The following is a 16216-nucleotide window of genomic DNA, read 5'->3' as shown; positions in this document are numbered from 1 at the left end:
ATAGGAAAAAAATGTGTACCTTTGCACCCGCTATTACGAGATAATGGCATGAGATTCAAATTTTTAATTCAAATTTTAAGTAAAAATGGCAACAAAAATCAGATTACAGCGCGGCGGTCGTAAGGGCTATGCTTTCTATCGTATCGTTATCGCTGACGCAAGGGCACCACGTGATGGTAGATTTACTGAGAAGATTGGTACGTACAATCCGAATACCGATCCAGCCACAGTAGATTTGAATTTCGATCGCGCCCTGTATTGGGTGGAAGTCGGTGCGCAACCGACAGACACAGTTCGTAACATCCTTTCAAACGAAGGCGTCTATCTTATGAAACACCTGCGCGGTGGCGTAAGAAAAGGAGCGTTTGATGAGGCTACAGCCCAGAAAAAGTTCGACGCATGGAAGGAAGAGAAACTGAAAGGTTTTGAGGCTGTTCGCGAGAAGAATGCGAAAGCAAAGAAAGATGCAGCAGCAAAGAATCTTGAGGAAGAGAAAAAGAAGAACGAAGAAATTGCAAAGAAAGTAGCTGACAAGAAAGCTGCTGAAGTAGCAGAGGAAACTCCGGCAGAGGAAGCTGCAGCAGAAGAAACTGTTGAAGCTCCTGTTGAGGAACCCGTTGCAGAAGAGCCGAAAGTAGAAGAAGCTCCTGTTGAGGAACCGAAGGCTGAGGAAGCACCTGCAGCAGAAGAAGCTCCGGCTGAAGAGCCTGCTGAAGCATAATCTTGGCAATGAAGGAATGAAAGGGAGAGTGTGCAGCCTTTTGCACATTCTCCCTTTATTTTTGCTGACCAATTCAACTTGATTTGCTGACCAAATTCACTTGATTTGGTAATCAAATTCACTGAATTTGGTCACCAATTTCACTGAATTTGGTTGGAAAAACCTGTACTTTCAATTTCGCTTATGCAGACTTTCGCATGATGAGAAGTCCTTTTTTGCATCAAACTAACACTAATTTGGCATTATTATCATGCGCAAATTTGGTTGGCACAATTTTTTTTAATAACTTTGCGCATTAATTATAAATAATGTAATAAACTAACCAATATGTCAAAAAAGTTTGCAGAACATAGCGGTCTTCATCTGACCGCCACCAATCAAGATATGCTGGAAGCGTGGAAACGCCATGACGTGTTCCGGCGCTCAGTAGATGAGCGCGAGGGATGTCCTCAGTTTGTTTTCTATGAAGGTCCCCCTTCAGCCAACGGACATCCAGGCATCCACCATGTATTGGGACGTGCAATCAAAGACGCCTTCTGTCGTTATAAGACGATGAAGGGCTATCAAGTGAAACGTAAGGCAGGTTGGGATACCCACGGATTGCCTGTGGAGCTGAGTGTAGAGAAAGCCTTAGGTATTACAAAGGCGGATATCGATAATCCGGCTTCGCCTAAAAATGTGTCTATCGAGGAATACAACCGCCGGTGCCGTGAGAACGTGATGATGTACACAGCCGAGTGGCGCGACCTGACCGAGCGTATGGGATATTGGATAGACCTTGATGACCCGTATATCACTTACGACAATAAGTACATCGAAACATTGTGGTGGCTCCTGAAACGGTTGTATGACAACGGTCTGCTATATAAGGGATACACCATTCAGCCATACTCTCCGGCAGCCGGAACAGGACTCTCCAGCCATGAGTTGAACCAGCCGGGGTGTTATCGCGACGTGAAAGATACGACTTGCACGGCACAGTTCTCTATCAAGACTCCGAAACCCGAAATGGCAGAGTGGGGCAAACCCTATTTCTTGGCATGGACGACAACGCCATGGACACTGGCAGCAAACTCAGCTCTCTGTGTAGGACCTAAGATTGATTACGTGGCGGTTCAGAGCTATAATCCATACACGTCAGAGCCGATTACGGTGGTGCTGGCTGAAGCTCGTCTGAACGCCTACTTCAAGGAAGAAGGAAAGGATGGAGACCTGCAGGCTTATAAGGCAGAAGACAAGGTGATTCCCTGGAAAATCGTCGGACGCTATAAGGGAACGGACTTGGAAGGAATTGCGTATGAACAGCTCATCCCTGGCATCCGTCCTGTGCAGGATGGCGCTTTCCGCGTGATACCAGGCGATTACGTAACGACGGAAGACGGTACGGGTATCGTGCATATTGCTCCGAATTTCGGTGCCGATGACGCCTTTGTTGCCAAAAAGGCAGGTGTTCCGCCTATCGTGTTGATTGACCAGAAGGGAGCTGAACGCCCGGTGGTTGATTTGGAAGGAAAATATTTCAAGATAGAAGATCTGGACCAAGATTTCGTCAGCAAATATGTCAATAGAGAGGTGTGGGACAGATATGCAGGGCGTTATGTCAAGAATGCGTACGATGAAAATCTTACGGATAAAGACGAGACGCTGGATATCACCATTTGCATGGACCTGAAAGCCCAGAATAAGGTTTTCAAGATAGAGAAACATACCCATAATTATCCGCATTGCTGGCGTACGGACAAGCCCGTGCTCTATTATCCGCTCGACTCTTGGTTTATCCGTTCAACGGCATGTAAGGACAGAATGGTCGAGTTGAACAAGCAAATCAACTGGAAGCCGGCATCAACGGGAACCGGACGCTTCGGCAACTGGCTTGAGAACCTGAATGACTGGAACCTGTCCCGTTCGCGCTTCTGGGGAACACCACTTCCCATCTGGCGTGATGAAGACGGCAAGGAAATCTGCATCGGGTCGTTGGAAGAACTGTACAATGAAATAGAGAAAAGTGTGAAAGCCGGCATCATGGACGTGAATCCTTTCAAGGAAAAAGGTTTTGTTCCTGGTGATATGTCGCAAGAGAACTATGATAAGATAGACGTTCACCGTCCTTATGTGGACAATATCGTGCTTGTGAGCGAAACGGGAAAACCGATGAAGCGCGAGACAGACCTTATTGACGTTTGGTTCGATTCAGGCGCTATGCCGTATGCACAGGTTCATTATCCTTTCGAAAATAAGGATGAAATCGACAAGGGACTGGCGTTCCCGTGCGATTTTATCAATGAGGGAGTTGACCAGACACGCGGTTGGTTCTTTACCCTGCATGCCATTGCAGCGATGGTGTTTGACAATGTGGCGTATAAGAATGTGATTTCAACCGGATTGGTGCTCGACGCAAAAGGCAATAAGATGAGCAAGCGTTTGGGCAACGTGACCAGTCCTTTTGAAATGATAGAGAAACACGGTGCCGATGCTGTCAGATTCTATATGATGACCAATAGCGAGCCGTGGGACAACCTGAAGTTTGACCCGGAAGGAGTGGCAGAAGTGGGACGCAAATTCTTCGGAACACTCTACAATACCTACTCATTCTTTGCATTATATGCAAATGTGGATGGCTTTGACAGCAAGATGCCGGAAGTCAAATATGACGAACGTCCTGAAATCGACCGTTGGATTCTGTCTTCACTCCACTCTCTGGTGAAGAAGGTTGATGCCGAATTGCAAGACTATGACCCGACACGTGCCGGCAGACTGATTGCTGCCTTCGTGAATGACGACCTCAGTAACTGGTATGTGCGTCTGAACCGTAAGCGTTTCTGGGGAAAAGAGATGAGCACAGACAAGTTGTCGGCATATCAAACCCTCTACACATGCTTGCTGACCATCTCCAAACTGCTGGCACCTTTTGCGCCGTTCTATGCCGACGAGCTTTATTGCGACCTGGGTGGCTCATGTGACAGCGTTCATCTTGACACATTCCCACAGGCAGACGAGGCTCTTATCGACCGGGAACTTGAGGAACGGATGGGCATGGCACAGAAAATCACCTCTATGGTGCTCGCATTGCGACGGAAGGTCAACATCAAAGTCCGTCAGCCACTGTCAACTATCATGATTCCAGCAACGGACAATACTCAGAAACAGCACATCGAAGCCGTCAAAGAATTGGTTTTGAGCGAAGTGAATGTGAAAGAACTGAATTTCGTTGATGGCCTTGGCATCTTGGTGAAGAAGGTAAAATGCAACTTCCGTACGATGGGCAAGAAGTTTGGCAAGCTCATGAAGGGCGTTGCTGCACAGATGGCAGAATTGTCGCAAGAGGAGATTGCCGAATTTGAAAAGAACAAGACATATACGATGACGGTAGATGGCGAACAGGTTGTCGTAGATGTTGAAGATGTTGAGATTATCAGTGAAGACATCCCTGGTTGGCTGGTTTCGAACGAAGGCAATCTGACCGTCGCCCTGGAGGTTCAGTTGACCGATGAACTGTTGCGCGAAGGTATGGCTCGTGAACTGATCAACCGCATTCAGAACTTGCGGAAGGATAGCGGCTTGGAGATTACGGACAGAATCCATGTCGTGGTTTCACCGAATCCGCAAATAGAAGAGGCAGTTGCTTCATACACTGATTATATTCAGCAACAGGTGCTGGCAGACAGTGTGGAAATAGCTGATAACTCGGGCGTTGAATTTGAATTTGATCAATTTAAGTTAAATATCAATATCAAGAAAATAGACAAATAATTTTAAATTGCTATGGCAGAAAAAACACGTTACACGGATGAGGAACTGGAAGAGTTCCGTTCGATTATCAATGAAAAATTGGCATTGGCACGTCGTGATTATGATATCATGATGAAACAGTTGATGAATGCTGATGGTAATGATGTTGACGATACTTCTCCTACATATAAGATATTAGAGGAGGGTAGTGCTACACAGAGCAAAGAGGAACTGATGCAGCTTGCCAGTCGGCAGCAGAAATTCATCCAGGGATTGGAGGCGGCACTGATTCGCATAGAAAACAAGACCTATGGAATAGACCGCATGACGGGAGAACTGATTCCCAAAGAACGTCTTCGCGCTGTGCCTCATGCTACATTAAGTGTCGCTTCAAAAAATGCACGTAAGCGTTAAATGAAAGGAAGACGGAAATTCCTCTCGCAAGGTTGGTTGGCTTTCGGTCTGATTGTTATTATGATTGTCATAGATCAGATAATAAAGATTGAAGTAAAGACCGGCATGTATCTTCGTGAAAGTATCCATATTGCTGATTGGTTTCAGATCTTGTTCATTGAAAACAACGGGATGGCGTATGGAATGACATTCATCAACAAAGTCGTGCTCACACTTTTCCGCGTAGTCGTGGTTTCAGTCATTGGCTATTATATCTGGAAAGTATTGAAAGAAAAGGTGCGGACGGGATATCTCGTATGTTTGTCTATGATTTTTGCGGGAGCCATTGGGAATATCTTCGACTGTTTGTTTTATGGCTTGATTTTCTCAGAATCCACACCGTTTTCTGTTTCGACATTGGTGCCTTTTGGAGAGGGCTATGCTCCGTTCCTGCAGGGCAGGGTAGTTGATATGTTCTATTTCCCCATCATAGATACCAATCTCCCGGATTGGTTGCCGATATGGGGAGGAGAGCATTTCATCTTTTTCAGTCCTGTTTTCAACTTTGCCGATTCGTGTATCAGCGTCGGAGTTGTAGCGCTTTTGCTGTTCTACCGTAAGGAATTATCACAAATCTCCCTCTTTAATCATAAGGATGAGAAAGCGGATAAGTAGTCATATCGTGCCTGCGGTTCAGCTTTTGGCTGTTGTGGTGGTCTTGTTCGGAGCAGTTGCCTGCAAACCGTCAGTGCCACGGAAGTACATACAGCCGGGAAAGATGGAGAAAATCCTGTATGACTACCACCTTTTGGATGCATACACTCAAATGGGAGCACGGCAGGATGGGGTGATGTTTCTTGCATCGCATGATGCCATATTGAAAAAGCACGGAGTTACTCAGGCAGAGTTCGATTCGTCAATGGTATATTATTATAGATATACGGAGCGCTTGCACAAAATCTACGAGAATATAGCCAAGCGTTTTTCTGAAGAATCAAAGAGCTTGGGTGGAAATGTAAACGATTACGCAGCTTTGTCCGCAAAGGGAGATACGGCAAATATCTGGCAAGGCAATCGCTCAGAAATCCTTCTCCCCAAACCTCCTCATAATAAATTGTCGTTTGCAATAAAGGCAGATACATCGTTCCATCAAGGGGACCGTATCCTGTTGAATTTTAAGAGTCAATTCATTTTCCAAGATGGAACGAAGAATGCTGTCGCAACTCTGTCTGTGCGATTTAGGAATGACAGTATAGCCACGCAGATTCAGAATTTCTCATCTAACGGCTATACCTCAGTCAGGATAGACGACCCGGAAAAGGTTGGCATTAAAGAAATTCGCGGATATGTTTCATTGATTAATCATCTGAACGACAAATCCCAGACCTACAAGTTGCTCAGCATTTATGATATTCAGCTGATAAGAATGCGTGTAAGTTCCACTCATTTGGAGCCAGGTACTGAGCGTGCTGATGACGGAATGGCAGAGCAACCGATGGAGCCGGAGAGAAATGAAAACCTCCCAATTCCACACGAGAGACCTTCGGCAAATAGTTCGCCCGCAATTCCCCAAGGGCATCGTTCTCGTGTTGCCGCCCCGAATGTGGAACAAGAGCAAGAGGTGATAGAGCCAGATGTCCCAGTGCATAGAGAAAGGCTTCCTCTGCCACATAAAAGAAGGTGATGAAGAAGAGGAGGATTGCTGTTCATGAGCTACGATATGACGACGAGACTATCGTGCAAGCGTTTGTCGAACTTGTTGACGGCAAAGTTCTGAAATACGGACACTTGGAAGAAGAACTTCCTATGACGGAATGGTTGGGTGGAACAATTGTTTTATCTGCAGGAAAGGATGGTTGTTTGCGTGCCTTTTGGAATGGGAAACTCTTATAAACATAAAGCAGAAAAGAGATGAAAATGTTGATAGGGCTGTTGTTGTCGATATTCTCATATGGGTCACCCATCAATTATGAGATGATTCTGGCAGGTAATTTCGGAGAACCGCGTCCGAATCATTTTCATGGCGGGGTGGATATCAAGACAGAGCAAGTTGAGGGAAAACTGATTCATGCGATTGGTGATGGTTTTATCAGCAGGGTAACAGTAGATTTGGACGGTTTCGGGAATGCCATATATGTGGAGCATCCAGAAGGTTACACCAGCGTATATGCGCATCTTAAAAGTTTTACGCCACAGATTGATGCATTGGTCAAAAAGTGGCAGTACGAGCATCGTTCGAACGTGACTGATGTTCGTTTCCGTGCCTATGAGTTGCCTGTAGCGCAGGGACAGCTTATCGCTTTAAGTGGGAATACGGGAGCTTCCCAAGCTCCTCATTTACATCTTGAAATCCATGACACACGAACATGGAACATGCTCGACCCTCTGGAGTTTCTTGGTGATTATGTAAACGACAACACTCCGCCGGTGGCACATGCTTTTATGGCATATCCGCAACCGGGCGAGGGCGTTTTTAATGGAAATATTCAAAACAGGTCGTTCCAGTTTTCAGGTAATGCCCGGAAAGACACGCTGACGGCTTGGGGAAAGGTCGGTTTCAGTATCAGGGCTGATGATTACATGCCAGGGTCGAACGGAAATAAATATGGGATAAGAAGTACTCGATTGTTGATTGACGGCAATGAGATTTTTCATAGTGATGTCCACGATATTCCAGTGACTCATAACCGTTTGGTAAATATATGGGGAGATTACGAGCATTATCGTAAGACCAAAGTTTGGTTTATGAAAAGTTTCAAGGAGCCAGCCAATTTTCTTCCCGTGATAACGACAGGTGCGGATAGGGGGATATTTGATTTTAATGAAGAGCGTGACTATCGCGTACAATATATATTAAGTGACTATTTTGGCAATACTTCGGAATATACCTTTGTCGTGAGAGGGAAAAAGTCTGAACTTGTTTCTTCCAAGCCAGAGGTCCAGAAAAAGCGTTATCAGATATTACACAGGAATAGGAAAAGCATATTCAGAACCAACGGAGCCATTTTGTCAATTGACAAGGGGCTGCTGACCAATGATATAGAGCTTTCCACACGTATTACAAGGCAGGCTAAGTATTCCAGTCTGTATGTATTTTCAGAAACAGCATTACCTCTTTTTGGTGATGGAAAGCTCAGTCTTCGACTTCAACGGAATGTTCCTGATACAAAGAAGCTTTATATCGTGTGCCATTCGACAGCTGATTATTATATGGGAGGCGAATACAAAGACGGATGGGTGACAGGAAGGATACGTGACTTGACATGTGCACATGAAATTATGTATGATGATGCGCCTCCAGCAATCACCTGCAATTTCTCCTCCAATTCATCAGTCCTAACAGCGCGTGTCGAAGACGGGAAGAGTGGGGTGGCAGCCTTCGAAGGATATCTCGACGGTCAGTTCGTGCTATTTAAGAAGCTTCCGCGTTCCGCTACCTATGTGTGTGACCTGAAGAAGACGCCGGTGCGTCCGAATGGGAAACTGCGTAATCTGCGCCTGAAGGCACGAGATCATCGGGCAAATGAAAAGAATATGGTTATTCAAGTTAAATATTAAATCCTAATTGTATGAGAAAAATTTTTATTTCAACCTTTTTGTTGTGTGCCGTTGCAGCATCGGCATGCACCAATTTGATTGCTGGTAAGAAGGCAACCACTGATGGGTCTGTCTTGTGTACCTACAGTGCAGATGACTATGGTATGTTCATCGGTCTTTGCCATTTCCCGGCAGGTAAGCATCCCAAGGGAACGATGCGTTCTATTTATGACTGGGACGACAACTCGTATCACGGGCAGATACCCGAGGCTCCGGAAACCTATAACGTGATTGGTAACATCAATGAGTTCCAAGTGACAATAGGCGAGACCACTTATGGAGGTCGTGAGGAAATGATCGACACCACATCGATGCTTGATTATGGTTCGTTGATTTATCTGACTTTGCAACGTTCGAAGTCAGCAAGAGAAGCTATCAGCGTGATGACCAACCTTGCCGAGACTTACGGTTTCCGTTCGAGTGGCGAGACATTTACAATCTGTGACCCGAATGAGGCATGGATTATGGAGATGATGGGTAAGGGACCTGGTGGTAAAGGTGCTGTATGGGTAGCTCTTAGAATACCCGATGACGCTATTTGTGCACACGCCAACCAAAGCCGTATCAGGAAGTTTAACCAGAAGGACAAGAAAAACGTGTTGTTCTCAAAAGACTGCATCAAGTTTGCGCGTGAAAAAGGATGGTTCACTGGAAAGGATGCTGATTTTGACTGGTGTGAAACGTATGCCCCGGCAGATTTCGGAGGTCGTCGTTTCTGCGATGCCCGTGTATGGAGCTTCTTCCGTCGTTTTGACAAGGGATTTGATCGTTATCTGCCATGGGCAATGGGTAAAGACCCCAATGCAGAGCCGATGCCACTGTGGATAATTCCCGACCACAAGGTTAGTCTGCAAGAGATGAAGGATTGCATGCGCGACCATTATGAAGGAACAGCTCTTGCTTTGGATGGTGATATGGGTGGCGGTATTTGGGAGATGCCTTATCGTCCGACTCCGCTTAGCTATACCGTTGATGGCAAGAAATATTTCTGTGAGCGTCCTATTAGTACTCAGCAATCTGCTTTTTCTTATGTTTCGCAGATGCGTTCATGGTTACCTCGCCAAATAGGTGGTGTCTTGTGGTTTGGAAACGATGACGGAAACATGGTTGCCTATACTCCGATTTATTGTGGAAATACGGTTCAGCCGGAGTGTTACAACACCCCGGGAGCCAGTGATGTGCAATTCTCTGACAAGAATGCATATTGGGTGTGCAACTGGGTAAGTAACATGGTGTATCCCCGTTACTCGCAAATGTTCCCTTCGCTGAAGGAGGTGCGTGACTCATTGGAGAAATCTTACAATGAGCAGCAGAAGGTGGTTGAAGAGAAAGCTCTGGCACTTTATAAGACCAATGAAGCTGCTGCCGTTAAATATCTGAATGACTACAGCAATGAAAAGGCGCAACAGATGTTGGAGCGTTGGCGTGAGCTTGCAATCTACCTGATTGTGAAATACAACGATATGATCATCAAACCGGAAAAAGATGGTAAGTTTGAATTGACGAAGACGGGACTTGGTGCTCGTGTGAAGCGTCCAGGTTTCCCGGAGAATTTTGCTCGCCGACTTGCAAAAACAACTGGTGACAAGTTTGTTCATCCGGAGCAATAGAAATTATTTGCTGAAAAGAAACAGCGCCCGCATATTCACTACGCGGGCGCTGTTTTTATTATGGTTGGGATGTATCTTCTGTCTTTTTTGTGCGATGTACGGGAAATCTGCGTTTATTCTTTAGCCACAGTTCTTTTTTCTTTTCATACGTTTCCCGCCGTTTTTCAAGATAGTTATCAGCCATTTTCTTACTCAAAGCGGCTATATATGACGTATAGCTTGACGTTCGTGTTATTCAGTTTCGTGCTTGTCAGCGACATGTCGTGCGTTACCTTATACAGTTCGTTGCTGCTATTATATGTAGCAGTGACGGGAATTAATACGACTTTGTTCCAGTTAGGATGCTGGCTGAGCCAATTAGGGTCGTTCTTCATACCGTTTCTTTTATTGTCAGCCATGAAGGAAACGAGCGACGCAATATTGTTGAACGTATAAGTGTTGGCTTCAGCCGTGCTTGAGTTGCTGCCGGAGTAGGTAGCGAGGAATGATTGTTTGTAGTTGGCGATGTTGCCATTCTCAAAGAAACTGTATATGCTGTCGCTTGGAATCATCAACAATGTCTGAGGTAGGTCGAGCGTATATTCACTCTGCTCTGTATTGTTGATGCGTCTCAAGACAACTTTTGCACGGTTGATGGTGTCATTTTCGTGTCCCGACACCACTTCGTCAATGGGTAATGTCACTTGAGTGAAAACGCCTGCAGGCGTTTTTATATAAGTGCAGGAGTTGTCATTCACGAGTTTGGTGATGGTTTCCTTGTCATTGCTGATGGTTGTTTTCTGCAGCACCTCTTCGGTTCCACCAAAATAGAATGCTCCATTATAGGTGCTGTCATTATAGTCATATTTAAAGTTTATTCTCAGCTGTGAGGAGTTGATGTATGCCATAGAACCAAGTCCTCCCGTGTTCTTGATATAGAAACCGGGTATCACGTTGTGGACAAAATTGTATGAGTTCTTGAAATACTCAGGATGCTGATGATAGGTTCTTAGGATATATGTTCCAAAGTTGTTATAGGTATTGCCGTCCTTGTCCGTGTAGGGGTCGTTAAGCTTGATGGAGATATATTCTATGAAATCCTTGTCAGAGCGTTCGTCTTCACTCACCTTCATGTTCTTGATGGAATACACCTGCGATGTCTCTATGCCGCCGGCGCGTATCAGCCCTTCAATTTGCGGATTATAGTTGGAATAGTAGTTGACATCCTCTTTCATGGGACTTTGGAGTTCATAGGCGGTAAGCTTCATCGTGGCAAGTGAGTCGCCGAAGTAGTTTTGATAGAAGAGCCTCATCTCGCATGAGTCGGCAACCGTTTCTGCCGTGATTTGGTCAAGAATGTTGATGTTGGGGAAGGTTACGTCTTCTATCACGCTGAATTGTGTTGTGAAATCTCCAGTGATATAAGCACCAGTCTCGGGGTCTTTTACCTTTCCCAAGTATCCGACGTTGCTGCGTGACAGGACTGAATCTGCCGCTATGGAGTTCATGGTCACGTTGAAGGAGTCTGCTGTTACTTCAAGATGGTCAGCACCATCCGTAATGAATGTTCCGATTGATTCCGTGTTGTCATCGCAAGCTGCTATAACAAATACTGCGAAAAGCATGCTTGCCAGAAATTTCGTCTTCATCATTTTGTTTTCGAAATATTGAATATTTTTTATTCGTTGGTTATTTGTTCGAAGAATTCTTGATATGCTTTCGCATAATCTTCTGCTCCCGGATATGAAAGGATTGGACACTTCTTCTCTTTTGCGTAGTTAATCAGTTTGGCATTGACTTTCTTCGTGGCCTCTACGATGCCGTCAGAATAGTCGATAGCCAACTTCCCAAGTTCCAGGAAATCAAACACATCTTTATAATTTTTGAGTAAGTCGCTCTTTGCTTCGCGATATTCAACAGCACGCTTGAAGTTGTTGCTGAAGTCTCCCTTTATCTGTTTCTCGAAGAGTGAGGTGATGACTTTCGTGTTTGCAAATGAAGGTTCGTCTTTGTATGCTGTCTTGATATACAGCGGAACAACTGCGCCCATCCATCCTTGGCAGAGAATGATATCGGGAGTCCATCGTAGTTTTTTCACCGTTTCCAACACGCCTCTTGCGAAGAAAACGGCACGTTCGCCGTTGTCCGGATATTCTTGTCCTGCTTCGTTCTCACTCATCTGCCGTTTCATGAAATAGTCGTCGTTATCAATGAAATAGACTTGAATGCGTGAGGTGGGGATAGATGCCACTTTGATAATCAGCGGATGGTCCGTATCATCAATAATCAGATTCATTCCCGAAAGACGAATCACTTCATGGAGTTGTCCTCTCCGTTCGTTGATTGTTCCCCATTTCGGCATGAATGTGCGAATTTCATACCCGCTTTCCTGAATGAGTTGTGGCAGCATTTTTCCCAGGATAGACATTTCGCTATCGGGAACGTATGGAGCAATCTCCTGATTGATGAATAATATTTTCTTTGCCATTGTAATTCGAATTAGCAATGCAAAGATACAAAAAAAAATCGGATTAGGGATAACTTTTTGTTTAATTTAGGTAAAAGCGAGTGATTATTGGCATTATTTTAAAATAATTCTTTCTTATTTAAGAAATTTGTTACTATTTTTGCAGCGGATTACAAAAAGTGCACATAAACATGAAAGTATTTCATAAGATAGCAGATCTTCAGAATGAGTTGTTTACTGCTCGTAAGGAAGGGAAAAGCATTGGTTTGGTTCCGACGATGGGCGCTTTGCATGAAGGACATGCCTCGTTGGTGGAACAGAGTGTGAAGGAGAATGACGTGACGGTTGTCTCCGTATTCGTCAATCCTACTCAGTTTAATGACAAGAATGACTTAAAGAACTATCCGCGTGATTTGGATGCGGATTGCAAGCTGTTGGAGACCGTTGGTGCTGATTATGTTTTTGCACCGTCGGTGGAGGAGATGTATCCGACGCCCGACACCCGTCAGTTTGAGTTTCCGCCGATATCAACGGTCATGGAGGGTGCCCACCGCCCAGGCCATTTCAATGGCGTGTGCCAGGTGGTCAGTCGTTTGTTCTATATCGTTCGTCCCGTCCGTTCTTATTTTGGGGAGAAGGATTTTCAACAGATTGCTGTTGTGAAAGCAATGGTGCGTGCGCTCTCCATCAAAGTGGAAATTGTGGAATGTCCCATTGTCCGCGAGGATGACGGACTGGCAAAAAGTTCGCGCAACACCTTGCTGGCACCGGATGAGCGTGCAATAGCTCCAAATATCTATCAAGCGCTTAAAGGCAGCATCGACTATGCGAAGAAGCATTCCGTAGCTGAGACTCACGACTGGGTGGTGGAGCAAATCAATAGCGTGGAAGGTCTTGAGGTGGAATATTTTTCCATCGTGGACGGCAACACGTTGTTGGATGTCGAGTTTTGGGAAAGCAGCAATTACGTGGTGGGATGTATCACGGTCTATTGTGGAAAGACACCTATCCGACTGATAGACCATATTAAATATAAGGAGGTATAAAGCTATGCTGATAGAGGTTTTGAAATCAAAACTGCATTGTGTGCAAATCACGGAAGCCAACTTGAATTACATTGGCAGTGTGACGATTGACGAGGATTTGCTCGACGCAGCCAATATGATTGCCGGCGAGAAGGTTCAGATTGTCAACAACAATAATGGTGAGCGCTTCGAGACCTATATTATCAAAGGCGAGCGCGGTTCCGGCTGTATCTGTCTCAATGGGGCAGCGGCGCGCAAATGCCTGGTAGGTGATACGGTGATTATCATTTCCTATGCCTTGATGGATTTTGAAGAAGCCAAGACGTTCAAACCGACGGTGGTCTTCCCTAAGAACAACCGCGTTGTGAAATAAATGAGGTGCGGTGGCGTTTCGTGGAAGCCATCGTTACATAAAGCATATAAAGAAAGCGGTCTTGCCAATCACTGGCAAGACCGCTTTCTTATATAGATAGGTTGTCCTGTTATTCAATAACAACAAGCGGTGTGTCTTCCATGACGCTTTCACCGGCTTTCACGCAAATAGCAGTCACCTTTCCGCTCTTGTTTGCTTCGAGGTTGTTAGCCATTTTCATTGCCTCAAGAATAACAACCGTGTCACCTTGTTTCACTTCGTCGCCAACGGCAACTTTGATTTCGATGACAACGCCTGGCAGCGGAGCCTTCACAGCGTCAGCCGTGTTGACGTTAGCGTTAGCAGCAGGAGCAGCATCAGCAGCAGGAGCTGGTTGAGCAACGGGTTTTACAACTACCTTCTTCTCCGGCTCTGCTTCCGGTTCCATTTCTACTTTGTATTCTTCGCCATTGACCGTTACGTTGGCAATGTTCTCTACGATATCACCTATGGCAACTTCGTATTTTGTTCCGTTAATTGTATATTTATATTCTTTCATATCACAATACTTTTATGGATGTTGGGTCATCATCAGCGCACGTGCGTTCCATTCGGTGCAGCGTGGCTTGATAGTAATGATTCCAGACTCCTTGTCGTGTACATTATTTCCTTTAAACTCGTGCAGCGCCATGGCAATGGCAGCATACACTTCATTTTTTACATTTGCCATTTTCTTTGGTTTAATGTTAAGGGATTACATAGGAATATTTCCGTGCTTCTTAGCAGGGAGAGAGTCACGCTTGGTTGCAAGCTGTGCCAGTGCACGACAGATACGGAAACGTGTGTTACGCGGTTCGATGACATCGTCGATGTAACCATATTTTGCTGCCTGATAGGGGTTAGCAAATAGTTCTGAGTATTCAGCTTCCTTCTCTGCGATGTATGCTGCAGCGTCTTCACCAGCCTCTTTCTTGGCTTTTGCTTCTTTTGCATAGAGGACGGCAACTGCGCCCGATGCACCCATAACGGCGATTTCAGCGTTCGGCCATGCATAGTTCAAGTCGGTGTGGAGCTGCTTACATCCCATCACGATATGGCTACCGCCATACGATTTGCGCAGGGTGATGGTAACCTTTGGAACGGTTGCTTCTCCGTAAGCGTAGAGTAGCTGTGCGCCATGCAGGATGACTGCATTGTACTCCTGTCCGGTACCTGGGAGGAATCCGGGAACGTCAACGAGGCTGACGATAGGAATGTTGAACGCGTCGCAGAAACGAACGAAGCGCGCACCCTTGCGGCTGGCGTTAACGTCGAGCACACCTGCATAGCAAGAGGGCTGGTTGGCAACGATACCCACGCTCTGACCGTTGAAGCGGGCAAAGCCAACGATGATGTTCTTAGCGAACTTAGGTTGTACTTCGAGGAATTCGCCATTGTCAACAATAGCAGAAATCACCTTGTACATGTCGTATGCCTTGTTCGGGTCGTCGGGCAGAATCTCGTTGAGCGAGTCTTCCATGCGGTCGATGGGGTCGGTGCACTCACGGCGCGGAGCCTCTTCCATGTTGTTTGACGGGATATAGCTCAAAAGGGTCTTAATCATCTCGAGAGCCTCTTCCTCAGTAGAAGCAGTGAAGTGTGTCACACCGCTCTTTGAAGCGTGAACGCTTGCACCACCGAGGTGCTCCTGGTCAACGTCCTCGCCTGTAACGGTCTTCACAACCGCAGGACCTGTGAGGAACATATATGATGTGTTCTCCATCATCAGGGTGAAGTCGGTGAGGGCAGGAGAGTAAACCGCACCACCTGCGCAAGGACCGAAGATACCGGAAATTTGAGGAATGACACCCGATGCGAGGATGTTGCGCTCGAAAATCTCAGCATATCCGCCAAGCGCATTGATACCTTCCTGGATACGTGCACCGCCAGAGTCGTTGATGCCGATGACGGGAGCTCCCATCTTCATACCCATGTCCATCACTTTACAGATTTTCTCAGCCATTGTCTCCGAGAGCGAACCACCGTTCACGGTGAAGTCCTGTGCAAAGATGTACACAAGGCGTCCGTCGATTGTTCCTGATCCGGCAACAACACCATCACCCAAATACTGTTTCTTTTCCATGCCGAAGTTCGTGCAACGATGGAGTTTGAACATGTCGAACTCTTCGAAGCTGCCTTCGTCCAATAACATGTCGATACGCTCGCGGGCAGTATATTTTCCGCGTGCATGCTGTTTTTCAATGGCTTTCTCGCCACCACCAAGACGGGCTTCCTCGCGTTTCGCAATCAAAGCCTTGATCTTTTCTAATTGCTTACTCATTTTTATATTTTGATTATTAAAGA

15 protein-coding genes are annotated in these 16216 nt (G+C 45.8%); 10 read left to right on the top strand and 5 right to left on the bottom strand.

The features are described 5' to 3' along the window. The first annotated feature begins 85 nt into the window (after positions 1–85). The 8 genes from GRF55_RS06285 (at position 86) to GRF55_RS06250 (ending at position 10050) form a co-directional block, all read left to right on the top strand. Positions 86–721 carry a 30S ribosomal protein S16 gene (locus tag GRF55_RS06285; protein WP_220367609.1) on the top strand — a complete coding sequence of 212 codons (636 nt, stop codon included), beginning with the start codon at positions 86–88 and terminating at the stop codon, positions 719–721. 327 nt (positions 722–1048) lie between these two features. Then, positions 1049–4471, top strand: coding sequence for an isoleucine--tRNA ligase (gene ileS, locus GRF55_RS06280; RefSeq protein ID WP_220367608.1), 3423 nt, complete (start codon positions 1049–1051; stop codon positions 4469–4471). A gap of 12 nt (positions 4472–4483) precedes the next feature. Next, the gene (locus GRF55_RS06275; RefSeq protein WP_220367607.1) at positions 4484–4864 is read left to right on the top strand and encodes a TraR/DksA family transcriptional regulator; all 381 of its coding nucleotides are present in this window, start codon (positions 4484–4486) and stop codon (positions 4862–4864) included. Beyond that, positions 4865–5518 (top strand): lipoprotein signal peptidase, encoded by a 654-nt coding sequence (locus tag GRF55_RS06270; protein ID WP_220367606.1) that lies wholly within the window; start codon positions 4865–4867, stop codon positions 5516–5518. It begins immediately after the preceding gene. Beyond that, complete coding sequence (locus GRF55_RS06265) at positions 5499–6527, top strand: DUF4296 domain-containing protein (RefSeq protein WP_220367605.1); 1029 nt, start codon at positions 5499–5501, stop codon at positions 6525–6527. The genes GRF55_RS06270 and GRF55_RS06265 overlap by 20 nt, the downstream gene beginning before the upstream one ends. Then, complete coding sequence (locus GRF55_RS06260) at positions 6527–6736, top strand: hypothetical protein (RefSeq protein ID WP_220367604.1); 210 nt, start codon at positions 6527–6529, stop codon at positions 6734–6736. The genes GRF55_RS06265 and GRF55_RS06260 overlap by 1 nt, the downstream gene beginning before the upstream one ends. An 18-nt stretch (positions 6737–6754) precedes the next feature. Then, the gene (locus GRF55_RS06255; protein ID WP_220367603.1) at positions 6755–8401 is read left to right on the top strand and encodes a M23 family metallopeptidase; all 1647 of its coding nucleotides are present in this window, start codon (positions 6755–6757) and stop codon (positions 8399–8401) included. Between the two features lie 11 nt (positions 8402–8412). Beyond that, positions 8413–10050 (top strand): dipeptidase, encoded by a 1638-nt coding sequence (locus GRF55_RS06250; RefSeq protein WP_220367602.1) that lies wholly within the window; start codon positions 8413–8415, stop codon positions 10048–10050. A 188-nt stretch (positions 10051–10238) separates the two neighbouring features. Here the strand turns inward: GRF55_RS06250 and GRF55_RS06245 are convergent, their stop codons facing one another. Both GRF55_RS06245 and GRF55_RS06240 read right to left on the bottom strand, forming a co-directional pair. Continuing rightward, a complete protein-coding gene (locus tag GRF55_RS06245; protein WP_370626696.1) occupies positions 10239–11681 on the bottom strand; it encodes a DUF4270 domain-containing protein in 1443 nt (480 codons plus the stop codon). 26 nt (positions 11682–11707) lie between these two features. Then, positions 11708–12517: a glycogen/starch synthase gene (locus GRF55_RS06240; protein ID WP_220367601.1), complete on the bottom strand. Its 810-nt coding sequence runs from the start codon at positions 12515–12517 to the stop codon at positions 11708–11710. Positions 12518–12687: 170 nt separating this feature from the next. Between GRF55_RS06240 and panC the strand changes: the two genes are divergently transcribed. Next, positions 12688–13542 (top strand): pantoate--beta-alanine ligase, encoded by an 855-nt coding sequence (gene panC / locus GRF55_RS06235; protein ID WP_220367600.1) that lies wholly within the window; start codon positions 12688–12690, stop codon positions 13540–13542. Between the two features lie 4 nt (positions 13543–13546). Then, positions 13547–13894 carry an aspartate 1-decarboxylase gene (gene panD, locus GRF55_RS06230; protein WP_220367599.1) on the top strand — a complete coding sequence of 116 codons (348 nt, stop codon included), beginning with the start codon at positions 13547–13549 and terminating at the stop codon, positions 13892–13894. 109 nt (positions 13895–14003) lie between these two features. On the opposite strand, the gene GRF55_RS06225 is transcribed toward panD, so the two are convergent. The 3 genes from GRF55_RS06225 to GRF55_RS06215 are packed head-to-tail and all read right to left on the bottom strand — an operon-like array spanning position 14004 to position 16193. Beyond that, positions 14004–14432 (bottom strand): biotin/lipoyl-containing protein, encoded by a 429-nt coding sequence (locus GRF55_RS06225; RefSeq protein WP_220367598.1) that lies wholly within the window; start codon positions 14430–14432, stop codon positions 14004–14006. A 12-nt stretch (positions 14433–14444) separates the two neighbouring features. Next, positions 14445–14603: a hypothetical protein gene (locus GRF55_RS06220; protein WP_220367597.1), complete on the bottom strand. Its 159-nt coding sequence runs from the start codon at positions 14601–14603 to the stop codon at positions 14445–14447. A gap of 24 nt (positions 14604–14627) precedes the next feature. Then, complete coding sequence (locus GRF55_RS06215; RefSeq protein WP_220367596.1) at positions 14628–16193, bottom strand: acyl-CoA carboxylase subunit beta; 1566 nt, start codon at positions 16191–16193, stop codon at positions 14628–14630. Between the last annotated feature and the right edge of the window lie 23 nt (positions 16194–16216).

The sequence above is a fragment of the Prevotella sp. Rep29 genome, from assembly GCF_019551475.1.
Taxonomy (GTDB): domain Bacteria; phylum Bacteroidota; class Bacteroidia; order Bacteroidales; family Bacteroidaceae; genus Prevotella.
This window is presented reverse-complemented; position numbering and strand designations above follow the sequence as displayed.